The sequence below is a fragment of the Methylobacterium sp. ap11 genome (genome assembly GCF_900110515.1).
Taxonomy (GTDB): Bacteria; Pseudomonadota; Alphaproteobacteria; order Rhizobiales; family Beijerinckiaceae; genus Methylobacterium; species Methylobacterium ajmalii.
This window is the reverse complement of the sequence record NZ_FOEB01000018.1, coordinates 99,259-125,866: the sequence shown is the minus strand read 5'-3', so window position 1 is coordinate 125,866 and position 26,608 is coordinate 99,259. Positions and strand designations below refer to the sequence as shown.

Genomic DNA, 26,608 nt, shown 5'->3' with positions numbered 1-26,608 from the left:
GATGCGTCGGAGGCCGAGACCTCGAGCGCCACGGTGCCGTTGAAATCCACCGGGGGATCGCCGCTCAGGGTCCGGGTCCGGGGGTCGAAGGAGAGCCAGGACGGCAGGGCACCGCCGCCCTTGCCCCGAACCTCCAAGAGGAGCGCGTCGCCGTCGACGTCGGTGACGAACCCTGCCGGCAGGGCCGCGCTGAAGCGCCGGTCCTCGATGCCCTTCAGCACCGGCAGCGCGGCGATGACCGGCGCATCGTTGACAGGGCTCACCGTCACGGCGACCCTGGCGGCCGCCGCGAGGCCGGTGCTGTCCTCGATCGCGTAGTCGAACCACCCCTCCCCGTTGAAGTCGGCGTCGGGATCGACGCGCAGCTGGCCGAAACCGAGATCGGCGACGGAAACCCCGGCGCTGCCGATGATCCGGGTGAACACGATCGCCTCGCCATCGGCGTCGGCGTCGTTGGCGAGGAGCTGGCTCGCGAACAGCGTGAGCGGCGTGTCCTCGCGCAGCGCTAGGGCGTCGGGTCGGGCGACCGGCGCGTCCGCGACCGGCAGCACCCGGATCGTCACGGTCGTCTCGACCGGGAAGTCCTGCTCGTTCTTGACCGCGTAGACGAGGACGAGGTCGCCGTTGAAATCGGCGCGCGGGGTGACCCGATAGGTGCCGTCGGCGCGCCGCTCGGCGCCCTCGAGCCCGACGAAGGTCAGGACCGAGCCCTCGGGCACGACGTCGTTCGCCATCAGGGCGGCGGGATCGATGTCGATGAACCGGTCCTCGAGCATCTCGAAGCCGGTATCCGAGACCGGGATCGGCAGCGGTGCGTCGGGCGCCACGAGCAGCGTCGCGTAGCCGACGCTCGAGGCGCCGTGCACGTCGGCGACCCGGTAGTGGAAGCCGGCATCGCCGACATAGCCGGCCTTCGGGGTGAACACCGCGGTCGCGCCGTCGCGCACCACGCTGCCCTGGTCGCCGTCGAACACCTCGACGATCGCGAACCCGTCGCCCTCGACATCGCGGTCGTTGGCGAGGAGGACCGCGAGGTCGAGGGTCAGGGTCCGGTCCCGCGTGGTGCGGAACACGCCCCTCGGATCGTTGGCGGTGCCGGCGCCGTCGGGGTTGGCGATCGGCGCGTCGTTGACCGGCGCGACCGTGAAGGTGACCACGCCCGTCGAGAGACGGCGCCCGTCGCCGATCGTGTAGGCGAAGCGGACGGGGCCGACGACGTTCTCCTCGGGCACGAACTGCCAGCGCCCGTCGGTCAGTTCGACGATGCGCCCGCCCTCGGCCTTGCGCGACAGCGATTGGAACGTGAGCGCGTCCCCATCGGGGTCGCCGTCGTTGGCGAGGAGCTGCGCCGTGGTGAAGGTGAACGGCACGTCCTCCTGCACTGCGAAACCGTCGGCCTGCGCGACCGGGGCGCGGTTGGTCGAGGCCACCGCCACCCGGACCCGGCCGGTGCTCGATCCATGGCGGTCGTCGGTGACGACGTACTCGAAGGCCGCCTCGCCGTCGAAGTCGCGCTCCGGCGTGAACAGGATGCGGGCGCCGTCGAAGGCGACGCTGCCGTGCCGGGCGTTGGCGACCCCGACGAACCGGATCGGGTCGCCGTCGACGTCGGTGTCGTTGGCGAGCAGCGCCCGCGGATCGATGACGAGGGGCGTGTCCTCGCGGGCCGCCACGTCGTCCGCCACGGCGGTGGGCGGGTCGAACAGGGCCGCGACGCGGACGACCGCCGTGCCCGTCGACGCCCCCTCCCGGTCGTCGGTGACGACGTAGGTGAAGCGGTCCTCGCCCGAGTAGTCCGGGGCCGGGGCGTAGACGGCCCGCGCCCCGGCATAGCCGTCGAAGCGGTGGACGGCCGTGCGGCTCGTCGCGAGGCCGTCGAAGGTCCGGGTGAGGCGGATCGCGAGGCTGTCCAGGAAGGCGAGCGGCACCTCGCCCGAGATCGTGCCGGTCGACCCGTCGACGGCCAGCCAGGACGGGAGCGGCGTACCGTCGGCCAGGCTCGCCGTGAAGCTCGCGCCCGGTCGCGGCGCGAGGTCGTCGGGCGCCGCCAGCACGGCGCGGGCGAGTTCGAGCCGAACGCGGCCGTTCGCCGGCTGCCCGAGGGCGAGGACACGCAGGCGGTCGCGGTCGCGGTCGAAGTCGTTGCGCAGCAGGTCGGTCACCGCGAAGCGGGTGCTCTCGCCCTCGCGGCCCGCGAAGGCGTCGGCGACCGCATCCGGACGCTCGCGCGCCGGCGCGACGTCGTAGAAGACGAGGGCGGGCTTCTGCGACGCCCCGCCCTTCTCGTCTACCGCGTCGTAGCTCAGGACGATGGTGCCGTCGAAATCCTGCGGCAGGCCGAGCCGGAGCTCGCCCGGTGCCGCGACGACGCCGGCCGCGAGCCCGACGAGCTTCACGGTGTCGTCGACCAGGGCCTCGGTGATCACCGACAGGGCGGGCCTCCCCGCCCCGGCCGCGACGTCGAGGCGGACCGGCACGGCGCCGACGAAGGCCGGCGGCGGCGATCCGGAAAAGCCCAGCGTCGCCGGGTCGAAGGCCAGCCACGACGGCAGCGGCGCGCCGCTCTCGCGGGCGGCGGTGATCGGGCCTGCATCCTCCAGGTCGAGGGCGAACAGGCCCTGCGCGGCGAAGTAGGCGTCGCCGGCGAGGATCCGGTTGATCGCCGTGACCTGGCCGTCGAGGTCGCGGGCGGGATCGACGACGAATTCGAGGGTGAAGCCGCGGTCGCTCGCGGCTACGACGCCGTCCGGCAGGACGCGCGGACCGGGCGCGAATACCACCTGAAGGCGCACCCCCGACGCCCCCTCCTCGGGCGGGAAGCCGCTCGGGCCGATCCGCCGGGTCACCGTGTCGAAGGACAGCCAGTCCGGCAGCGGCCGCCCGCCCGCGACGACCGCCGAGACGGTCCCGGCCCGGGTATCGAACAGGGCGATGCGGCTGTCGTAGGCGATGCCGGCCGGCAGGGCGGCGGGATCGAGGACGACCTCGTCCCGGAAGACGATGGGCTCGCCCCCGGCCGGGCCCGGCCGCGTGAAGGTCAGGTGCGCCACGATCGGGCCGGCGGTCCCGGCCGGCGGCGTGCCGGTGAAACGCAGGGCGGCGGCGTCGAAACGCAGCCATCCCGGTAGCGCGGCGCCGTCGGCCAGGGAGGCCGTCACGCGGGTCTGCGCGTCGAGATCGTCGGCGCCGAAGGCGTACGACACCGCGAAGGGGCGCCGGATCTCGTAGCCGTCGAGAACGAGGGCGCGGGCATCGAAGCCCTGCCGGATCATCGTCTCGGTCAGGGAGAGGCGGGTGTTGAACACCCGCCCGTTCGCCGGATCGGTGACCCAGACGTCGACCGCGACCGGCGCGGTGCCGGCTGGCTCGCCGGAGAAGCGCAGGGTCGCGGGATCGAAGCGCAGCCAGGACGGCAGCGCCGAGCCGTCGGCGAGCGCCGCGTCGGCCGTGAAGCCCGCGGACAGGAAGCGGTGGTCGACCCGGCCGAGCACCACGGCGCGCTTGAAGAACAGCACGTCGCCGTCCGGCTCGACATCGTTGCCGAACGCCTCGGCCGGGATGACGACGGACGGGCCGTCCTCGATCCCGCCGACGCGGTCGTTGCGCAACACCGGGCCTTCGTTGCGGGGAAGCACGGTGATCGCCACGCGGGCGGTCGCGGTGCCGCCGCGCCCGTCCGAGACCGTGTAGGCGAAGCCGGCCGCGCCGTTGTAGTCCGCGGTCGGCCGGAACTCGATCCGGCCGTCGTCGCGCAGGCGGACCTTGCCGCCCTCGGCGAAGCGCGAGACGCCAGCGATCACGAGGGTGTCGCCGTTCTCGTCGCTGTCGTTTGCCAGCAGCGTGGCCGGATCGATGACGAGCGCCTGGTCCTCGAGCGTACGCAGGCCGTAATCGTTCCCGGCCCGCGGGGCGTCGTTGAGCGGCCGGACCCGGAAGTCGTAGGTCAGCGTCGCGGCGGCCCCGCGGGCGTCGACGACGTCGTAGGCGAGGCTGGCCTCCCCGAGGGCCAGCGGGGTGAAGGTGATGGTGCCCGACGCCGCGTCGATCATCGCGCGGCCGTTGCGGCCGGGCTCGCCGTCGAGGCCGGCATGCAGGCCCACGAAGGTGATGCCGTCGCCCTCGATGTCGTAGGCGTCGGCCAGGAGGTCGGCGACCGTGAGGACCGCGTCGCGGCCGAGGCGGATCTCGTGGCTCCGGTCGCGGTCCCGCGGCGCGTCGTTGACCGGGGCGATCGCGATCTCGACCCGGGCGGTCGCGGTGGCCCCCGAAGCGTCGCTCAGCGTGTAGACGAATCCCGCCGGCCCGAAATAGTCGGGGCGCAGCCGCAATTCGAGGTAGTCGCCGCTGAGCCGCGCGGTCGCGTTGGTGGCCGCGAAGGCGTAGTCGAGCTCCTTGTAGCGGTCGATCTCGACGCCGGCCCCGTTGGTCAGCGGGCCGATCGCCGCGATGTGCAGGCCCTCGAACTCCCCGTCGACGTCGCTGTCGTTGGCCAGCAGCGTCTCGATGCGGATGCGCAGGATCCGGTCCTCGACCGCGGGGACGAGGGGGTCGTCGACCGCCACAGGCGCATCGTTCACCGGCGCCAGGTCGACCTCGACCCGGGCGCTCGACTCGCGGCCGAACGCATCGCGCACCGTGTAGGTGAAGAAGGCGTCGCCGTTGACGTTCGGCGCGCCCAGGAACGCGATGCGGCCGTCCGGCGTCAAGGCCACGCTGCCGTTCACCGCATCGCCGACGCCCACGAGAGTGAGAGCCCCCGTTTCGCCGTCGGCGTCGTTGCGCATCAGCAGGGCCGGATCGATGACGATCAGCTCGTCCTCGCGGGCGAAGCGCACGACGTCGTCGGCGGCGTTGAAGCGGCCGAGGCGCTGCAAGGTGTCGAGGCGTTCCCGCGTCCACACCGTGCCGTCCGCGAACACGACCTCCTCGAGGCCGGTCTCGCGCCCGAGGAAATGCCCGCGCGCCCGCACCGTGTCGACGAGGAAGCCGTCCTGGCGCTCGAACTCGAGCAGCAGGTCGTCGCCCTCGCGCACCACCGAGACATCCCGCGGCGCGATTCCCGCGGCGAGGACCAGGCGGTCGGTGTCGGCGGCCTTCCCTTCCTCGACGACGAGGTCCTGCCCGTCGTCGAAGCCGAACAGGTAGGTATCCGAGCCGGCGGCGCCCGCGAGGGTATCGTCGCCACGCGAGCCCTGGAAACGCTCGTCGGCGGCCGAACCGGCGAGGCGGTCGGCGTGGAGCGAGCCGAGGAGTCCCTCGATCGCGACGAGGCGGTCGCCCGCGGCCTCGCCGCCGGTGCCGCGGCCCGTCGCGAGATCGACGCTCACGCCTTCGTCGGCGCGGCCGTAATCGGCGGTATCGAAGCCGCCCCGCCCGTCGAGGAGGTCCGCTCCGCGCCCGCCCCGGAGACGGTTGTCGCCCGCATCCCCGCGGATCGTGTCGTCGTGGTAGGAGCCCTGGACGATCTCGATGCCCGAGAAGACGTCGCCGGCGGCGTCTCCGCCGCCCGCCGCGCCGTCCGCCATGTCGACGGCGACGCCCTCGGCCGAGAGCGTGTAGTCGGCGACGTCGATCCCCTCGCCGCCCGCGAGCCGGTCGGCCCCGCGCCCGCCGATCAGGGTGTCGTCGCCCGCCCCCCCGAGCAGCAGGTCGTCGCCGCGCCCGCCCGAGAGGACGTTTCCGCCTGCGTCGCCCTCCAGGGTGTCGGCTGCGTCAGTGCCGGCGAGGTTCTCGATCCCGGCGAGCACGTCGCCCTCGGCGTCGCCGCCGCGCGCGCTTCCGGTCGTGAGCGAGACCGCGATCCCGACCGTACCGAAGGCGTAGTCGGCGGTGTCGCGGCCCGCACCGCCCTCCAGGGTGTCGGCCCCGGCGCCGCCGGCGAGCACGTCGTCGCCCGCGCCACCGACCAGGCTGTCGTCGCCGCCGCGGCCCTCGATGAGGTCGTCGCCCTCGAGGCCCTCGAGGCGGTTGGCCCCGGCATCGCCGCCGAGCTGGTCGGCGAAGCGCGAGCCGGTCAGCGCCTCGATGCCCAGATAGGTGTCGCCCTGCGCGGTGCCGCCCTGGCCGATGCGGGATTCGAGATCGGCGCGGATGCCGATGTCGGAGTTTTCGAAGCTCACCGTGTCGACGCCGTCCCCGCCGTCGATCCGATCGGACCCCCGGCCGCCGTCGATCCAGTCGTCGCCCGCCCCGGCCTCGATCCGGTCGTCGCCGTCGCCGGCCTCGATCCGGTCGTCGCCCGCGCCTGCCCGCACGAGGTCGCTGCCCGCGAAGGCACGGATCGCGTCCGCCCCGGCGCTGCCGGCGACGAGGTCGGGGAGGCTGGAGCCGCGCAGCGTGCCATCATAGGCCGCGCCGACCCGGGCCTTGGCGAGCCCGGTATCGGTCGCCCCGTCTGCGTCGCGGATGCGATACTCGACCGCCACCGCACCGCTGAAGCCCTCGGCGAACCGGACGACCACGAAGGTCTCGCCGGCCCAGGCCACCACCTCGGCCTCCCCGCGCGGGATCCGCTGCCCGAGGGCCAGCGCCTCGGCGTCGTAGACGCCCTCGACGCCGTCGAAGGTCGGACGGGGGCGGCGCGGATCGTCGAGGTCGTCGTCGATCGTGCCGTCGCCGTCGTGGTCGGCCTGCTCGATGTCGAAGTCGTTCGCCAGGAGGTCCGCCGCGCGCAGGACCAGCGGCACGCCGAGGGGCGTGACGAAGCCCTCGTCCTCGCCGACGGTCGGGTCGTCGTTCGTCGGCACGATGACGATGTCGAGGTAGCCGTCGGCCTCTCCGTCGGCGTCGTCGGTGATCCGGTAGACGAGGCCGGAGCTGCGGCTGGCGTCGCGGTTCGGCGTGAAGACCAGGTTGCCGGCGCCGTCGTAGGCGACCGTGCCGTTCAGCTTGCCCCCGGCGTCGCCCCCGTACGTCAGGGCGTCGAGGAACGTCGTCTCGCGCCAGCCGACGAACCGCAGCGGATCGCGGTCGATGTCGCCGTCGTTGGCGAGCAGGGCGGCGATCGGGATGACGACCGGGATGTCCTCGTTGGCGTAGACCACGTCGGGCCGCGCCACCGGGGGGCGTCGCCGACATTCTCGAACCACAGGGTCACGGTGGCGCCGTCGACGGCGCCCTCGCGGTCGGAGACCAGGTAGGCGAAGGTCGCCTCGCCCCAGTAATCGGCGTCCGGGGTGAACACGACGGTGCCGTGGTCGGTGACCCGGACGTCGCCGTGGACGGCGCTCCCGGCGCTCTCGAAGCGGACCGAGAAGCCCTCGGGATCGACATCGTTCTTCAGGAGCTCGGCGATCGCGATCTCGATCGCCTGGTCCTCGCGGCCGCGCAGCATCGGCAGCGACCGGTCGGCGTAGCTGTCGTCGGCGGCGACCGGCAGGTCGTTGACCGCCTGATAGACAAGGGTCGCCCGGGCCCAGGCGACGCCGCCATGCCCGTCCTCGACCCGGTAGTCGAAGGCCGCCTCGCCGTTGAAGTCGCCGTAGGGCGTGAACAGCACGGTGCCGTTCTCGAGGAGTTGCGGGCTCCCGCCGCGCACGCCGCGCACGGCCGTCAGCGTCATCGTCTCGCCATCGTGCTCGACGTCGTTGGCGAGCAGCCGGTCGGCGCCGATGACGATCGGGTTGTCCTCGCGGATCGGCGCCCCGGCATCCGTGGTCTCGAACCGATCGTCCTTCGGCTCCGGCGCGTCGTTGACCGGGGTGACGGTGAACCGCACCTGCCCGGTCGCGGTGGCACCGGTAGCATCGGCGATCGTGTAGGCGAACGTCGCCTCGCCCCAGTAATAGGCGCGCGGGACGACCTGGATCAGCCCGTCCTCGCCGATCGACACCGCGATGTCGGCGCTGGATTGCACCGCCCGGACGGTGAGCGTGTCGCCGTCGATGTCGGCGTCGTTGGCGAGGAGCGCGCGGGGGTCGAGGGTGAAGCGCGTGCCCTCGGCGACCGCTTCCGCCACGTCGGCGCGGGCGACCGGCGCGTCGTTGACCGGCGTCACCCGGATCGCGACCGTCGCCTCGGCACGGCCGCCCTCGGGCGTGTTCGCCGCGTAGACGAATGCGGCGGTACCGTTGAAGTCGGCCGAGGGGGTGAAGGTGATGTTGCCGTCGCTCGCCAGGGCGACCGAGCCGTTCACCGCGCCGTAGACCTGGCCGACGACCATGCGGTCGCCGTCGAGGTCGTTGGCGAGCAGGCGTTCGACCCGGATCGCCAGAGCGGAGTCCTCCGCGACGGCGAAGCCGTCGTCGGCCCGCGCGGTCGCGATCGGGCGCACCCGGACGTCGACGGTGGCGTTGGCGAAGCCGCCGCGCCCGTCCGCGACCGTGTAGGTGATCGAGGTCGGGCCGTAGAACCCGCCGACCGCCCGGTAGCGCAGGTCGCCCCGCTCGTCGAGCGCGACGAGGCCGGTGGCGGCGGTCTCGGCTGCGACGAGGCGCAGGCGGTCGCCGTCGGCGTCGAAATCGTTGCGCAGGAGGTCGGCCGCCCCGATGACGATCTCGTCGCCGGTCCTCACCGAGTAGAAGCCATCGTCGACGGCGACGGGGGCTCGGTTGCCCAGGATCTCGCGCAGGGTGTCCTTGGTCCAGACGACGCCGTCCGCGAAGCTGTAGCGCTCGATGCCCCGTCCGTCGGGCGCGAGCGCGCCGAGCACCGTCAGGCTGTCGGACGGCGCGCCCGTGAAGCGCAGCACCACGGCCTCGGAGCCACGATAGAGCTGCTCGACCTGCGCCCGCGTCGAGGCGAAGTCGCGGATCTCGATCCGATCGGTCCCGGAGGTGCCGGAATCCGTCACGGTGTCGTGCCCGGACCCCGCGCCGAAGCCGTAGAGGTCCCCGCCCTCGAGGCCCGCCAGGAGGTCGTTGCCGGGCCGGGCCGCGAAGACGTCCGCCGCCTCGAAGCCATTGACGGTGTCGTCGCCGGATCCGTCGATGTCGGCGAGTGCCCGCGCCCGCATGGCGTCGCGGTCCCACACCGTGCCGTCGGCGAAGACCAGCGACAGGCTGCCCTGCGTCCCGTTCGAGGGATGCAGGGCGTCGATCAGCACCAGCCGGTCGCCCGCCCCCGCCAGGGTGACGACGAGGTCGTGGCTGTCGGGGCCGGCGCGTAGCGCCGAGACGACGTCGCCGGGCGCGTAGTCGGCGAGGCTCACCCGGTCGGTGCCGGCGCCGACCGCCTCGATGCGGTCGTCGCCGTCGCCGCGCCGGTAGAGGTAGATGTCGTCGCCGCCGGCGCCGCGCAGGAGGTCGGCGCCGCGCCCGCCTGCGAGCGTGTCGGGGCCGTCGGTGCCGATGACGAGGTCGTCGCCCGGTCCCATGCGGCTGGCGAGGACCGCGCGGCGGATGTCGGCGACCGAATAGGACGGTCCGCCGGCGAGGGCCACGGTCTCGATGCCGGCGCCGTTCGACGCCAGCGCGTCGACGACGACGATTTGGTCGGTGGTGCCGGAGAACCGGATCGCCACGTCGTTGCCATCGGCGGTCAGGCGGTGGAAGCCGACCTCGGCGGCGGCGTAGCCGCCGATCTCGAGGCGGTCCGCCCCGGACCCGGACCGGTCGTGGATGACATCGCTGCCGTCGCCGCGGGCGAAGCGGTAGACGTCGTCGCCCGCGCCGCCGGACAGGCTGTCGTTGCCGAGGCCGCCCGTCATCGTGTCGGCACCGGCATCGCCGGTGAGGGCGTCGTCGCCGAAGGTCGGGGCCCGGGCGATGAGGTCGGCGGTCGTCCACACCGTGCCGTCGGCGAAGCGCACGGCCTCGATGCGGCCACTCCCGAGCGCGTTCTCGATCGTGAGGCGCGCGCCTGTCGCCTTGGCGACCAGGGCGAGGTCGGCCCCGTCGCGGCTCTGGACCACGGCGATGTCGGCGGGAGCGAGGCCGGCCGCGAGGACCACAGCGTCGATGCCGCCGGTGTCGAGGACCCGGTCGTGGCCGCCATCGGCGGAGAACAGGTAGGTGTCGTCGCCGGCGCCGCCTTCGAGGCGATCGTGGCCGGCGCCGCCGTCGAGGGTATCGGCGCCCGAGAGCCCGACCAGCAGGTCGTCGCCGGCCCCGCCCGACAGGGCGTCGTCGCCGGCTCCGCCGCGCAGGAGATCGTCGCGGTCGGTCCCGGCGCGGGCGAGCGCGGCGAGGGTCTGCGCCGTCCAGACGGTGCCGTCCGCGAAGGTGACCCGGCGGACGGCCATGTCGGCACCGGCCGGGGCGCCGAGGTCGATGCGGTCGCCGGTCCCGGCGAGCTCGAGGACGAGGGTCTGCGCGCCGTCCACGACCCGCACCTCGCCCGGCAGGATGCCGGCCGCGAAGGCGAGGGTATCGGTCCCGACCCCGTCGCGGATCAGGTCCTGCCCGTCGCCCCGGGCGAACAGGTAGGTATCGTCCCCGGCGCCGCCCGAAAGGGTGTCGTTGCCGGCGCCGCCCGACAGCGTGTCGTCGCCGGGGCCGCCGAGGAGATCGTCGTTCCCGGACCCGCCCGAGAGGCTGCCGCCCGCCCGGCCGCCGGCCGCGAAGAGGCGTACGTCGTCGAGCAGGATTCCCGCCGTCGAGCGGTCGCCGGTCGCCCGGAAGCGCAGGGTGTCGCTGCCACCGCCCGCCGTGAGGATCACGGTCGCCATGCGCGGCTCGGCTTGGTCGGCGGTGAGCGCGGAGACGGTCGCGCCGTTCCACATAACCTCGAGGCCACGTGTCCCGGCTTCCGCCGGCAGGCCGTAATCGAAGTGCAGCACGAGCCGCTCCCCGGCCCGCAGGCCGGGGACGACCTGGCTCACGTCCATGTGGGCGAGGAACGCCTCCATGTCGACGGCGTAGCCGTCGGCGCTCCCATCGGGACGGTAGCGGAAGGCCCGGCCGGCCGCCTCGGTCCAACCCGGGATCGTGCGCAGGCGCAGCGTCCCGCCGGTATCCTCCAGCACCTCGTCCGACGCGTAGGCGGCAAAGCCGCCATTGGTCAGGAGGTTGTCCTCGCGCCGGGTCGGGAGGGCCAGCCGGTCGCCGCCGTCGCCGCCCTTCTGCGCGCGCGCCAGCACGTCGCTCCAGCTCCAGTTCCCATCCGCGAAGGTGATCGTCTCGATGGCGCTGGCGCCGTCGAGCGCGCCGAGAATCCGGATGCGGCCGCCATCCTCGGCGATGCGCAGCTCCACGGCCCGCCCGACCTGGACGACGTTCACCTCGGCGCTGGCGATGCCCGAGAACACGATGCGGTCGGTGCCGCCGAGGTCCGAGAGGGTGTCGCGCCCGTCGCCGCGGGCGAAGCGATAGGTGTCCGTCCCGGTCCCGCCGGCGAGCCGGTCGTCGCCGCGCCCGCCCGCGAACACGTCGATATCGGTCGCGAGGCTGCCGTCGCCGTAGCCGACGAGGACGTCGTCGCCCGCGCCGCCGGCCATGACGTCGCTGCCGCCGCCGCCGACAATCCTGTCGGCTCCCTCCTCGCCCGCGATCTGATCGTCGCCGAGTCCCCCATCGATGAGGTCGCCGTCGGTGCCGCCGGCGAGGCGGTCGTTGCCGGCCAAGCCCCGGATCGTGTCCGCCCCGCCGTTGCCGAAGATGCGGTCGTCGGAGGCGGAGCCGTCGAGGCGGTGGCCGCCGTCGTCGTCGCCGAGGCTGACGGCGTTGTCGACCGTCACCGGGACGCCGTCGAAATTCGCCGCGGTCAGCGCCGTCGCCTCGACGCCCAGGAGGCGCACCAGCACCTCGTCGGGTCCGCTGGCCGCGCGGCGCAGGACGAGCGTGTCGGCGCCCGACTGGCCGAGCCGGATCAGGCCGGCCTCGAACGGGTTGGGATGGGCCATCGCGAGCCGGATGACGTCGCCGCCGGGCCCGGCCCGAAAGTCCGTGATCACGTCGGCGACGATCGCGCCCTCCCCGCCCACGGGCAGGAACGCGTAGATGTCGCGGCCGTCGCCGCCCGTCAGGGTATCGGTCGAGCCGTCGACGGACAGGTCGAGGAAGAGGTCGTCGCCCCCGCCACCGGCGAGGACGTCCGCGCCCTCCCCGCCCCGCAGGACGTCGTCGCCGTCGCCGCCGGTCAGGCTGTCGTCGCCGAGGCCGCCCGCGAGCCACCGCCCGCCGGCCGCGACGTCGTCCACCAGGCGTGCGCGGATCTCGTCCAGGGACAGGACGAGGCCCGAATCCGCGACCTCGACGGAGTCCAGGCGCGCGCCCACTTCGTCGCCGAGACCGCCCAGCACAGTGATGCGGTCGGCACTGTCCGCGAAGCGGATGACGAGGTCGCGGCCGCGGGCGCCGAAGCGGATCCGCTCGAGGGCGTGGCCGGCGATCCGCAAGGTGTCGAACGCGCCGTCGCCCCGCTCGTCGATCGTGTCGGCGCCGTCCCCGGCCGTGAAGAGATAGAGGTCCGCGCCGGCGCCACCCACGAGGGTGTCGCGGCCGCGCCCGCCCGCCAGCCGGTCCGCCCCGCGCCCCCCGCGCAGGACGTCGTCCCCGTCGCCGCCGGCGAGCGCGTCGTCGCCCTCGAGACCGTCGAGGACGTCGTTGCCGGCCCCGCCGTCGATCCGATCCGCACCGGCGCTGCCCGCCGTGACGTCGTCACCGTCGCCGCGGGCATAGGACAGGTTCCTGATGTCCGCCGCGGACCAGGCCGTCCCATCCGCGAAGACGACGCTCTCGATCGCGTTCGCGGCGGCGGAGAGGATGTCGGTGAGCACCAGCTCCTCGCCGGTGTCGCGCAGGCACAGCACCAGGCTCGTCGCGCCACGGATGCTCACGCGCAGGTCGCTCGGCGCGACGCCGGCGCCGATCTCGACGCGGTCGGTCCCGCCGCCCTCCGTGAGCACGTCGTTGCCCGAGCCGCGGCCCCAGCGATAGACGTCGTCTCCGGTCCCACCCGCCAGGGTGTCGTTGCCGGAGCCGCCGTCGAGAAGGTCGGCGCCGGCGGAGCCGGTGAGGACGTCGTCGCCGGCTTCGCCGAGCAGAGTGTCGCGGCCGCCGGCGGCAATCAGCCGATCGTCACCGGCGCCCCCCGCCAGGATCTCGTCGGGGCCGGTGCCCAGGATGACGTCGGCGTCCGCGGTCGCGGTCTTCCACCGCGCCGCGAGGTCGTCGCGGGTCCAGACCGTGCCGTCGGCGAAGGCGATGATCTCGATCGAGGCGGCGTCGGCAATCGTGATCCGGTCGTCGCCGCCGCGGAGGACGAGCGCCAGGGTCGTCGCATCGCCCAGGAGCCGCACGGTCACGTCGGCCGGCGCGATTCCCCTCGCGAAGACGATGCGGTCGGTCCCCGCGGTGTCGGTGATCGTGTCGCGCCCGTCGCCGGGCGAGAAGTGGTAGATGTCGTTGCCCGCGCCGCCCGCGAGCCGGTCGACCCCGCGCCCGCCCGTCAGGGTGTCGTTCCCGGCGCCGCCGTCGAGAACGTCGTTGCCGTCGCGGCCGTCGAGGACGTCTTGGCCGCCGCCGCCCGCGATCGTGTCGTCGCCGCCGGAGCCGCGCAAGGTGTCGTCGCCCTCGAAGCCCGAGAGGAGGTCGTGTCCGACGTCGGCGCTGGCGATCCCCTCGGCCCGGGTGAGCCGGACGTTGTCGAGCGAGGCGCCGTATCCGTCCGACGATCCGATGCCGCGGAAGCCGAGCCGGTTGGTGCCGGCGCTGGCGGTGACCAGCACCGCCCCCGCCCGCATCCGGTTGTCACCCTCGACGACGCTCGCCACGACGGCGCCGTTCCACAGGACCTCGAACGCGCCGGTGGCGCTGGCGGCGCGGTTGGCGGAATCGAAGCGGATCAGCATCGCCTCGCCCTCGGCGAGGCCCTGGACGTCCTGGGCGAGATGCACGTTGCCGCTGCCCCCCGGGCCCGGATCGGCATCGAGGTCGAGCCAGTAGGTCCCGTCGCTCGCCGCGACCCGGTCCACGCCGGAGGCGACGCGCTGGAAGCCGCGGGCGGTGGCGGGCTGGTTGCTATCGAGGCGCGTCCAGCCGGGCAGGCTGGTCGAGGCCTCGCCCCACCACGGCTTGGCGGCGTCGGCCGCCCCCTGCTCGAAGCTGCCGTTGACCAGAAGGTTGTCGCCGACCGGCAGCCACCGGAGGGATCCGGTCCCGTCGATCTCGTCCGGCCCGGCGGTACCGGTCAGGGTATCGCTGCCGGCGGTGCCGACGACGCGCGCGCCGCCGGTCGAGCCGGCGATCGTCGGAGCCTCGACGTAGGTCAGCCGCGACTCGATGTCGGCGGCGCTCCAGACGGTCCCGTTCGCGAAGCGGATCTCGGCGATCACCGCGTCGTGGCCCGAGCGCGAGACCCAGATCCGGTCCTCGCGGCCGGCGACCGACACGGAGAAGCTGCCCCAAAGGTCGGAGGCCCGGGCGCAGATCTCGACCTGCCCCGGGTCGACCGAGGCGTCGAGCACGATAACGTTGCGCTCGCCGGCGGCAGCGGAATCGTAGATCCAGTCCTCGCCGGATCCGGCCGAGAAGACATAGGTGTCGCTGCCGGCCTCGCCGTAGAGCGTGTCGCTCCCCGCGCCGCCGGTGAGCACGTCGTCGCCCTCCAGGCCTTGGAGCGCGTCGTTGCCGCCCCGCCCCTCGATGGTGTCGGCGCCGGCCGAGCCGCGGATCACGTCGTCGGTCGCCCCGCCGATCATCGGGATGCCGCTCTGGTCACCCGATAGCGTCGACGGCGCGACCTCGACCGCCGCCGCTTCGATTTCGGCAGGTGTGACCGTCGTACCGTCGGCGAAACGGATGTCGTAGCGGATCTCGTAGCCCGGCGCGCCGAACCCGTTCCGCAGGGTGATGCGGTCCTCACTCCCGGCGATCCGCAGCACGATGTCGCTCGACGGACCGTACTCATTGCTCGGCCGCTCGACGACGAGGGCGCCCCGGGTGATCGTCGCGTCGAAGACGATGTGGTTGACGATGTCCGCCGCGCCCCACGCCTCGGCGATCGTGTCCTGGCCGAAGCCGGCGGAGAACCGATAGGTGTCGGCGCCCTCGCCGCCTTCCAGCCGGTCGTCGCCGCCGCCGCCCTCCAGGGTGTCCTCTACCCTTGAGCCGCGAAGCGTGTCGTCGCCCCCGCGGCCGGAGAGGTGTGAGGCGCTGTCCGGGATCGCGTCGAGACCGTCCGGTCCCTCCGTGCCGAGGAGTTCGCTGCCCTGGTCGCCATGCCGCTCGACGCCCTCCGGGTCCGCGAGCCTGGCCGACATGTCGGCGTAGGACCAGACCGTGCCGTCGGCGAAGCTGATCGTGTCGAGGTCGTCGAAGCCGATGATCTCGAGGCTGTCCGTGCTGCCCGCGATCGTCAGCACGATGCCGTCCGCGGGGTGCATCCCGCGCGAGGCCAGCCGGACGTCGGCCGCTGCGATCGTGGCGTCGAACGCCACGACGTCGGCGTCCCGCGGGCCGTAGCCGTGCCCATAGGAGGAAGAAGCGACCCGAACCAGGTCCTGGCCGAATCCGGCGGAGAACCGATAGGTGTCGGCGCCCTCGCCGTAGCCGCCGTCGAGCGTATCGTTGCCGCTGCCGCCCTCGAGCGTGTCGTCGCCCCATCCGCCCTGCAGGCTGTCGTTGCCGGCCCCGCCGAGGAGCAATTCGTCGCCCATTCCACCGGTGATGACGTCGTCGAAGGCCGAACCGGCGAGCGTCCCGTCGGCTTCGCTGCCGGCGAGCGCGATGCCGGGCGCCGCCGCGGCCATGGCCCGCAGCTGGTCGCGGGTCCAGGCGGTCCCGTCGGCGAAGCGGACCTCGTCGACACCGTAGGCCCCGTTCAACCAGGCCGCTTCGAGCGTGATCGCGTCGTCGGACACCCGCGAGCGCAGGGTCAGGCCCCAGCCGTCCGGCGAGACCTGGACCGCGATGTCCGCCGCCGTCACGGTCGCGTCGAAGACGATCGCGTCGACCATCCCCTCCTCGCGCCGGTCCCGGATCGAGTCGGTGCCGAAGCCGGCGGAGAAGCGGTAGGTGTCGCCGCCGCTGTCGCCCATGAGCGTGTCGGACCCGGCCCCACCCTCCAGGACGTCGGCGCCGTCGCCGCCGACGAGCAGGTCGGACCCCGCCCCGCCCGTCAGCGTGTCGCGGCCGGCCCAGCCGATCAGGGTGTCTGCCGCCGCGGTTCCCGCGAGGCGGTCGTCGGCGGGCACGCCACGCTGCACCAGGCCACCGGCCGGAACCGCCGCCGCGGCGAGGTCGGCGAGCGTCAGGACCGTCCCGTCGGCGAAGCGGATCCCCGCGACGGCGTCCGCGCCCTCCCGCAGCGCGTCGGGCAGTTCCACGACGTCCGCGGTCCCGCGCAGACCGACGAGCAGCGTATCGGAGAGCTCGCCGGCATCCCACGGCCTGGCGGGCCGCCGCACCACGATGTCGGCGCGGTCGACGGTGGCGTCGAACACGATCCAGTCGCGGCCGGCATCGCCGGGCGAGACGACGTCGTGGCCGAACCCGGCCGAGAGGCGGTAGACGTCGGCACCGGCGCTGCCCTGCAGATCGTCGTTGCCGGTCCCGCCGATCAGGACGTCGTTGCCGGTGCCGCCTTCCAGGGTGTCGTTGCCGGCGCCGCCCTCCAGGGTGTCGTCGCCTCCGCCGCCGTCGAGAGACTCGTCCCGTGCCGAGCCCGCAAGCCTGTCGGCGACGCCGAAATCGGAGGAATCGAGCGCGCGCTCGATGCTGCCGTAGGCGACCGAGCGCGCGATGATCTGCTGGCGGTCGAGGGTGGTGCCGTCGGCGAAGCGGATCCGGGCGATCGCGTCGAGGTCGTTGATGGCGATCCGGTCCTCGGTCCCGGCGAAGCTCAGGCGGGTCCGTCCGTAATCGATCCGTCCGCCCCAGGACATGCGGCTGACCTCGATCACGAGGTCGGCAGCGGAGAGCGAGGCGTCGAACTCGATGGTCGTGTCGGCGTTCGACCAGTCCCATTCCTCGATCGTATCCTGGCCGAACCCGGCGGAGAACCGATAGGCGTCGGCGCCCGCGCCGCCCGCCAGGCTGTCGTTGCCGGTGCCACCAATGAGCACATCGGCCGCGCCGCTGCCTACGAGGGTGTCGTGCCCGCCCCGCCCGTCCAGGGTGATGCCGGCGGCGAAGGCGGAAGCGTCGAGGCGCTCGGCACCCCCGCCGCCCACGATGCCGCCGGACCCGGCCCGGCCGGCGATGGAAAGGCCGCCGGCCTCGGCGGCGATGCGGGCCTGAAGGTCCGCGAAGGTCTTCACGGTGCCGTCGGCGAAGCGCAGCTGCTCGACGCGGTAGTAGGTGTTCGTGAACCCGTTGACGACGCGCAGCCGGTCCGCGGTGCCGAGGAACCTGATCACCAGGTCGTCGCCTGCGGCCGAGAGCGCGAGATCCGTCCAGCCGATGCCGGGGCCGAACGCGATGGCGTCGTTGCCGCCCGAGGCGAAGTCGTAATCCTCGCGCCGGTCTGTGATCGTGTCGTCGCCGTCGCCACGCTCGAACACGTAGACGTCGTCGTCGCCGCCGCCCTTCAGCGCGTCGTTGCCGCGTCCCCCCACCAGGGTATCGTTGCCCCAGTAGCCCGACAGCGTGTCGTCGCCGGCCCCGCCCCGGATGAGGCTCGCGCGGGAATCGTCGAGGAGCGCGTCGTCGCCATCCGCGCCGGTGGTCAGGATGTCGAGGATCGCGTCGTAGCTCGCCGTCGTGCCGTCGGCGAAGCGCAGGGTCTCGATGCGGTAATACGGGTTGCGGAAGCCGTAGACGATGCGGATCCGGTCCTGGCCGTCTCCCACCTTGACGAGGAGGTCGTTGCCCGCGGCCGCGAATCTCAGGTCGGCGAGCGCGATGCCGGGGCCGAACGCGATCGTGTCGTTGCCGCCGGAGGCGAAGTCGTAGTCGTCGCGCCGGTCGGTGATCGTGTCGTCGCCGTCGCCGCGCGAGAAGACGTAGACGTCGTCGTCGCCGCCGCCGAGGAGTGCGTCCCGGCCGCGCCCGCCCACCAGGGTATCGTTGCCCCAGTAGCCCAACAGCGTGTCGTTGCCCGCCTCCCCGGTCAGCAGGCCTGCACCGGAATCGTCGACGAGGCCGTCGTCGCCGGCCCCGCCGGTGGTTAGCCGGCGCATGAGCGCGTCGTAGCTCAACGTCGACCCGTCGGCGAAGCGCAGGGTCTCGATGCGGTAATGCGGATTGCGGAAGCCGTAGACGATGCGGATCCGGTCCTGGCCGTCTCCCACCTTGACGAGGAGGTCGTTGCCCGCGGTGGCGAATCTCAGGTCGGCGAGCGCGATGCCGGGGCCGAACGCGATCGCGTCGTTGCCGCCGGAGGCGAAGTCGTAGTCGTCGCGCCGGTCGGTGATCGTGTCGTCGCCGTCACCGCGCGAGAAGACGTAGACGTCGTCGTCGCCGCCGCCCTTCAGCGCGTCGTTGCCCGGCCCGGCGACGATCCGGTCCGCGCCGGCATGGCCGAGAAGCGTGTCGTTGCCGAAGCCGCCCTGGAGCAGGTCGGCCCCAGTGGTGCCCTCGACGGACCGGTCTGAGACGACACCGAAGCCGGCACCCGCGAAGTTGACGGCCGTGAGGCTCGCCGCCGGGACGTTGGCGAGGCGCAGCAGCAGGCGCGCATCCTCGAGCCGCCGCACGCCCTCCTCGACGAAGTAGACCAGGGTGTCGGCGCCGCTCGCCCGAGCGAGCAGCATGCCCGGCAGCCCCTGCGCGACCGCGACGTTCAGGACGTCGCCGGTGTCGCCGGGGCGGAAGTCTGTGATCGCGTCGACGCCATCGCCCCAGCGGGCGAGCGGCACGAACACGTCGTAGGTGTTGCGTGCGGCCGCTCCCGCGAGCTCGCGCGAGAACAGGCCCGAGCCGATCTGCCCGACAGTCCCAACCGTCGACGGATCGGCGCCCAGGCCCTCCACCGTGGCGACCGAGACGATCTCGACCCGCTGGTCGTTGGTTGCGCCGCCGGTCGCGCCGCCGAAGCCGTACCATACCTTGGACTCGCCGCCGAACAGGGCCGCGACCGGATCGTACACTTTGCTGCCGGCCAGCACGCCGTCGACCCGGTAGGCGAAGGTCTTGCTCGGCGCGTCCCAGGAGATGACGACGTCGTGCCAGGTCCCGTCCTCGAGCTGTTCGAAGTCGCGCCGCGGCTCCGCACTCGCGCTGCCGACATCGCCGTTGACCACGATACGGCTGAAGTCGGTCCACTGGCCGTAGGTGTCGAACAGGATGCCGTAGGAGCCGGGGACCAGGGCGCCCATGTGGGAGACCGAGGGCAGGATCGCGGTCGGCCCGGTCTTCTGAAGCGCGAAGGCGACGCCGTCGGCCCCGCCCTCGGCTGCGCCGAAATACATCCGCGTCGTCCAGACGACGCTCTGAGACAAATCGATCGTGCCCCAGACCGTGCCGGCCTGCCAGCCCTTGTCGGGGGTCAGCTGATAGAGGCCGCCGCCGAGCGAGGAGGCGGAACCGACCGCGGCGAGGTCGTGGACCGGCCGCAGCCGGGTCGGGAAGCGGGCAAGGCCGATCGTCGAGGCCCGCAGGGCGCTGCCGGCGCCCGTTCCGCTGCCGGTGCCGGAGAACGCCGGATCGGCGAAGGGATCGCCGGCGCGGGCGGGCGCGAGGGCCCGCTCGGCAGCCTCCGGCGGCAGGATCCGGGCCGCCAGCATCGCGGCGGACCACTGCGTACCGTCGGCGAAGCGCACGCGGTCGATCGGCGGGGCGCTCGCCGTGGCCTGCCCGCGCAGGGTCAGGCGGTCGTCGCTGCCGACGAGGCGTAGAACGAGGTCGTCGCCGCTGCGCATCACCACGAGGTCGGCCGGCGCGATGCCGGCGCCGAGCCGCAGCGTGTCGGTCGATTCCGTCCAGTCGGCCCCCTCGACGATCGTGTCGCGGCCGGAGCCGCGCCCGAACACGTACGTCGTGTCGCCGCGGCCTCCGGCCAGGAGATCGTCGCCGGCGCCGCCGTCGAGGGTGACGGCGACCGCCGACCGGGCGCCGAAGTCGATCGTGTCGCTCCCCGCGGTCGCCGAGGCGGCGGCCCGCGCCAGGATGTCGGCGAATTCCCAGACGGTCCCGTCGGCGAAGGCGAACCGCTCGACGCTCGTATCGGTCGATCCGCCGGCGCGGAACATGTCCCGGATGGTCAGGCGGTCGTCGCTGCCGGCAAGGCCAATGACGAGGTCGCGCGGCCCGACCGACAGGAACCGGACGTCGCCCGGCTGGATGCCGGCGGAGAAGCTTACCCGATCGGGGCTCGCGCTATCCGCGGTCGCGATATCCGCGATGGTGTCCTGGCCGTCGCCGCGCCCGAACACGTAGGTGTCGGCGGCCTCGCCGCCCTCGAGCCGGTCGTCGCCCCGGCCGCCCGTGATGACGTCCGCCCCGCGTCCGCCCTCGATCCAGTCGTTGCCGGCGCCGCCGACGATCTCGGAGCCGATCCCCGGCTGCGCGAGGTCGGACGGGACGACGACGTGGTCGTCCCGGTCGCTCGGCGCGATCGAGGCCGCCAGCGCCCGATAGCCGAGTCGCCGCCCGTCCGCGAAGGCGATCACGGCGACGACCGGGTCCGGGTCGCCGGCAGGGTCGACCAGCGTGACGCGGTCGTCGGTGCCGCGGATCGTCAGCACCACGTGGCCGTCACGGTCGCGGGTCGCGTCCAGGTCCTCCGGCGCGATGCCGGGCCCGAACAGCAGCGTGCCGCGGCCGTCCGCGTTTCCGGTGCTCTCGATGCGGTCCTGGCCGTCGCCGCGCCCGAAGCGGTAGACGTCGTCGCCGCCGCCGCCGCGGATCACGTCGTCGCCGCGCCCGCCCTCGAAGGTCTCGTCGCCGGAGGTGCCGACCAGGCGGTCGTCCTGAGGGGTTCCGGCCGCGGTGACCATCTCGCGCAGGCGCGCCAGCGTCAGCGCAGTGCCGTCGCCGAACCGGACGGTGTCGATCCCGCTCCAGTCGGCGGTGTAGCGCAGGAGGATCTGGTCGGCCGAGCCGGCGAAGGTGAGCACCAGCTCGGTCCGGGACGGATCGATCTGCGACACCCGCAGCTCGTCGGGCCGGTAGCCGGCGATGGCGAGCACGTCGCGGCCGGCGGCGTCCTCGATGACGTCGCGCCCGTCGCCACGGGCGAAGGTGTAGGTGTCGTCGCCGTCACCCCCGCTCAGCGAATCGTCGCCCGGGCCGCCCGCCAGGGTGTCGGCCCGGCCGCTGCCGGCGACGATGTCGTGGCCCGGGCCGGCCTGGCCGGCGATCGCCGCCCGCATCAGGGCGGCCTCGTCCCAGACGACGCCATCCGCGAAGGCGAAGTCCGGCAGGCGGCCGGAGCCGAGAGCGCCCCGGACGACGATCTGCGCGCCGGTGGCGAAGGCCAGGACGAGATCGCGCGACCCGAGCGAGGCCCGGCGCACCGCGACGTCGGTCGAGGTCGCGCCCTCCAGCAGCACCGTGGCGTTCTCCACGCCGTCGGACATCTCGACCCTGTCGATGCCCTCGCCGGGGCCGACGACGACCCTCGCGCCCTCCGCCAGGATCAGCCGGTCGTGGCCGGCGCCTGGACGCGGGGCCGCGCCCTCCGGCAGCCCGGCGAGGTCGACGAGGTCCTGGCCGGCATTCGGCAGCGCCTCGCGGATCAGGCCGCGCACCTCCGCGATCGACAGGGCGGTGCCGTCCGCGAACTCGAACCGCTCGACCGGCCGGGCGCGCAGGCCCGACAGCACCACGAGACGGTCGTCGCCCCCGAGGCCGGCCTCGACCGCGCCGAAGGCGACCACCAGGTCGTCGCCGACCGCGCGGAACCGCACGACGTCGCGGGTGATCCCCTGCCCGAACATCACCCGGTCGACGCCGCCGGTGTCGATGATGCTGTCGCGGCCGTCGCCGAGGCCGAAGCGGTAGGTGTCGTCGCCGCGTCCGCCCTCGAGCGCGTCCGAGCCGGCCCCGCCCGAGAGCGTGTCGTCGCGGCCGTCGAAGCCGACGAGGTGCTCGTCGGCGTCGGTGCCGGCCAGCATCCGGTCGACGATCGCCTCGATCGACAGGGCGGTGCCATCCGCGAACTCGAACCGCTCGATCCGGCGGTCCGTCAGGCCCTCGACGACCGTCAGCACGTCGACGCCGTTGCCGAGGTCGAGCACGAGGTCGTCGCCGCGGCGGGCGACGCGCAGGTCCTCTCGGCGCACCGAGGCGCCGAACACCACCCGGTCGACGATGCCGGCGCGGTCAGACCGCTCCAGGATCCGGTCGAAGCCGTAGCCGGCCGAGAAGGCGTAGGTGTCGGCGCGCTCGCCGCCGTGCAGGGTGTCGTCGCCCTGGCGCCCGTCGAGCACGTTCTCCCGGTCGACCAGGCCCTCGACCAGGTTGTCGCCGCGGTTGCCGCCGGCGATCTGCAACAGGTCCTCGACGTCGGAGATCCGGATCTGCGAGCCGTCGAAGAAGCGGAACAGCTCGACGCCGTCCTCCGCGTCGCGGAACTGCGCCCGGACGCGAAGGGTGTCGGGCCGCCCCTTCAGCGAGATCAGCAGGTCCTGGCCGTCCTTGGTGAACACGACCGAGTCGCGGGCGATGCCGCCGCCGAACTGCACCACGTCGTCGACCGGGACGCGCACGCCGCGCCGGTCGCTCCAGCCCGCCCGCGCCCGGCGGTCGACGATCACGTCCGCGCCGTAGCCGGCGTCGAACAGGTAGGTGTCGCCGCCATCGCCGCCGGTCAGGGTGTCGTCGCCCGCTCGGCCGTCGAGGCGCTCGGCGAAGTCCGAGCCGGTGATCGCGTCGGCCCCGTCGGTCCCGACGAGGTCGATGTCCTCCGGGTTGACGTCGACGAACGAGACGGTGTGGTCGGAGAAGACCAGGGATTCGACCGCGAAGGCCTGCTGCCCGTCGCGGACGTACTGGTTCTCGAGGACGAAGCGCTGGCCGGTGGCCCGCACGGTGACGACGAGGTCCAGCGCGGTGCGGGAGAATTCGACGTCGCCGGAGGCGATCCCCTCGAACGCCACCCGGTCCTCGCCCGAGGAATCGACGATGGTGTCGCTCCCCTCCCCGGCCGCGACCCGATAGGCGTCGTTGCCGCCGAAACCCACCAGCCGGTCGTCGCCGGCCCCGCCGTCGATCGCGTCCGAGAGCGCGTCGTAGCCGTAGATCGTGTCGTTGCCGACGGTCCGCGCCACGTCGATGACGTGCTGGGCGAGCTTGAACCCGCTCCAGGTGGTGCCGTCGCCGAAGACGATCTCCTCGATCAGGTTGACGAAGCCGAAGATCGGCACCGTGTCGAGGAAGTCCTGCAGCACCACCTCGTCGCCCGTGCCCTTGACGCGCAGGCGCAGGGTGTCGCTCGGACCGTCGCGCAGGAAGTCGAGGTCGGTCCAACGGATCTCGTCGATGAAGGTGAGCCGGTCGTGCGCCGGCGGGTCGAACAGGCCGTTGAGCCCGTTGTCGAGGATCACGTCGCGGCCGTAGCCGCGGCCGAACAGGTAGGTGTCGTCGCCCTCGCGGCCGGACAGGAAGTCGTCGCCGGCGCCGCCGTCGAGCGTGTTCGAGTTCAGCATGCCGAAGATCGCGTCGTCGCCCGCAGTCTTGGCGTTCTTCAGGACCTTCTCGACGATCTGCCCGAAATCGAGGCTGGTGCCGTCGTCGAACAGGAAACGCTCGATCAGGTTCGGGGAGACGTAATCGAGCCCGTCGCTGCTCTCGAGCATCTTCGCGAAGATGCCGACGCCGGTGCGCACGCCGCCGAACTGGCCGACGATCTCGATCGCGTCGCCGGTCTCGCGGCCTTCCGCGTCGAGGATCACGATCTTGAGGTTCTGGCTCTCGCCGTCGCGGATCAGCCGGAGGTTGTCGGCGGTGATGCCGCCCTTGAAGGCGAGGACGTCGATGCCCGCCTTGGCGATGCCGAACGAGAACGCGCCCTGGTCGTCGATGACGTCCTGGCCGTCGCCTCGGGCGAAGACGTAGATGTCGCCGCCCGCGCCACCCGACAGGTAGTCGTTGCCGCGTCCGCCCCACAGCACGTCGGCCGAGCCCGAGCCCATCAGCGCGTCGTTGAACACGCCCGCCGCCCGGGCCTTGTCGACGACCTCCATCGACATCCGGAAGCGGTCCCACACCACCCCGTCGGCGAACACGATCGACGCGACGCCCGAATCCGCCCGGCCGCCGCCGGGCAGCAATCCGTTCAACTCACCCAGGAACTGATCGGCAAGACGCAACGAAAAGTTGTGTCCGCGGGCGTGCAAAACCAGATCCTGCCCGTCGCGCACCGCCTCGACCTCGTCCGACAGGACGTCGGTGAAGCGTAGCTGGTCGGCCTCGCCGTTGTCGCGGTCCTCGACGACGTCGTTGCCCGACTCGCGCCCGACGAAGTAGACGTCGGCGCCGCGCCCGCCGCGCAGGGTCTGGTCGCCCTTCGTCAGGTAGAAATAGTCGATGCCGCCGGTGCCGGCGACCGCGGTCGCCTCGGCCGCATGGGTGACGAGGCGCTCCTCGCTGATGCCGAGCGCGTGGGCGACGCCGCGGATGTCGAGATCGAGACCGACGGTCTCGAAGGCCGGCAGCAGCATCTGCAGCACGAAGGGCTGGTCCACCGCCAGCGTGCTGCCGACGAGGTTGCCCTCGCCCGAGGGGCGGTAATCCGGATAGACCTGGGACAGCACGCCGTGCCAGCCGGTCAGGTAGTCGAGGACCGCGTCGTCCCGGTTGCTCGCCGGTGCCTGGCGGAAGATCGCCTCGAAGAGCGGCGCGAGCTCGCGGTTCGTCGTCGGCCGGTAGCTGTCGGAGGCGACGTCGTAGGCGATGCCGGCGAAGGCGTCCTTGAGGCCGCCCTGCATCGCGAGCCGCACGGCGTAGCGGCGCGAGGTCGCGACGTACTGCTCCATCACCGGCTGCAAGAGCGCGATCATCGCGTCGATGCCCGAGACGTAGGCCGCCGGGTCCGCCGACAGGTTGGCCCGCCCCGTGGGCCCGACCGCGTAGGCGAGGTGCCCGGTGGCCGAATCGAGCCGCGCCGTCAGCATCTCGGGCCGGAAGTCGATGCCCGCGAGCGAGGTCGCGAAGTGCACTTGCGCCGGCGTCAGCATCTCGACCCGGTAGGTCGAGGCATCGGTCGAGCCGACCTCGTCGAGGTGATCGACGTCGATCGCGTCGTTGCGCAGGTTGAATTCGCGGCTGTCGCCGGTCTTCCACTCGAGCTGCAGCGCCCGGTCGAGGTTGCGCGCCCAGACGTGGAACGTGCCGTCGCGGTCGGTGACCTGCACCGTATAATCGACCGCGATCCCGTCGGTGAACCGCACCCCGATCCGGTCGACCGGCAGGGCGGCGAGCGGGTTGAAGCCCAAGGCCTCGCGCCGCCACTCCGTGCCCGCCGGATGGGCAAGCGCCAGGATCGCCTCGGCGCTGGCGTAGCGGGTGCCGGGGTCGGAGGCGAGGATCCAGCTGCCATCGGCCTGGCGTACGCCGTGATCGAGGATCACCGCGCGGCCGTCCACCACCCGCATCAGGTAGGGCGCCGCCTCGCGGTGGCTGAGCGCCGCGGCGCGCTCGGGAGGCGACCAGGTCTGCTCCAGGCGCCAGCCGGCGCCCTGCGCCAGCACGTCCTCCAGGGTGGCGCGGGCGATCACCGCACCGGCGGCATCGCGCAAGGCGGCGCCCGAGGCGAGCGTCCAGTACCCGCCCGCCGCATCCTCGACGTAGATGCCGCGGTCGAGCAGCACCGGCGCACCGGCGGCGTCGAGGCCGGTCAGCACCGGGGTGAGCTCGCGGGTCTCTTCCTGGCTCGCCCCCCAGGCGCCGAGCAGGTCGCCGACCTGGGCGACGAGGTCGCGCATCCGCGGCGCCGTCATCGCGGCGGCGGTGGCGGCGTCACGCTGTCCGAGCGCGATGTCGTTGGCGGCGGCGACCGCGAGGTCGGTGATCCGGCCGAAGCCCTTGAGGTCGAGGCGGGTTTGGCCCTGCCAGGCGGCGCGGCCGGCCTCGCCGGCATAGCGGGTGTCGGTGTCGTTGGCCGGCAGCACCGCGTCGAAGATGCGGCGGGTGCGGCCATCGGCGAAGGTGACCTGGCCGGCGGCGGTCAGGCGGGTGCCCTGCGGGGTGGTGGCGTCGAGACCTTGCGTGGCCAGGCCGATCTCCCTGATGCCGAGGGCATCCAGCGTCATCAGCTCGCCGACATCGGTCTGTCCGTCGCCGTCGCGGTCGCGCCAGACCTGGAGGGTGGACCAGAGCAGGTCGGCCTTGGTGATGCGGCCGTCCCCGTCGGAATCGAGCGCCGCGAGGTCGGCGAAGCCTGAGCGCCCGACGCCGCCGAACATCTCCGAGATGTCGTCGATGCGGCCGTTGCCGTTGCGGTCGCGGACCAGGAAGCCGTCATCGGCGCCGATCCATCCGGTGCGCTCGGCGAAGAGATCCTGGTCGAGGTCGAAATAGACGCCGGAGGTGGCGAGTTCGGTGGTCTCGATGCCGTCGCCGTCGAGGTCGATGACGAGGGGGTCGGTGCCGGTGGCCCAGGCGGCGCCCTTGGCGAAGCGGGTGGTGGCGGCCGACAGCGTGAGGGCCTGCTCGACGAGGGTGAGGCCGCCGAGCGAGGCCGCCAGCCCCTGACCGATGGCGGTGTGGAGCAGCGGCGCCATGAGGGCGAGAAGGTCGGCGATTGGGTTGGCAGCCTTGAACACCATGTTGAAGGTGCCCCGGCGGTCGAGCCCGGTTTGCAACGCGCCAAGATAGCTGCCGACGAGGTCGAAGTTCTCGACCTTCAT

2 protein-coding genes (1 of these 2 cut by a window edge) are annotated in these 26,608 nt (G+C 73.1%); both read right to left on the bottom strand.

Annotated elements, in window-relative coordinates; genetic code table 11:
- Positions 1-7,010 carry the 5' portion of a tandem-95 repeat protein gene (locus BMX97_RS22710; protein WP_244538597.1) on the bottom strand. The gene continues 3,220 nt to the left of window position 1, outside the view, so 7,010 of the gene's 10,230 nt are visible here — the first part of the coding sequence; its start codon is at positions 7,008-7,010; its stop codon lies beyond the left edge, outside the window.
- On the bottom strand, positions 6,914-26,608 hold the full coding sequence (locus BMX97_RS33885; RefSeq protein WP_091753513.1) for a calcium-binding protein: 19,695 nt from the start codon (positions 26,606-26,608) through the stop codon (positions 6,914-6,916). Before BMX97_RS33885 ends, BMX97_RS22710 begins: the two co-directional genes overlap by 97 nt.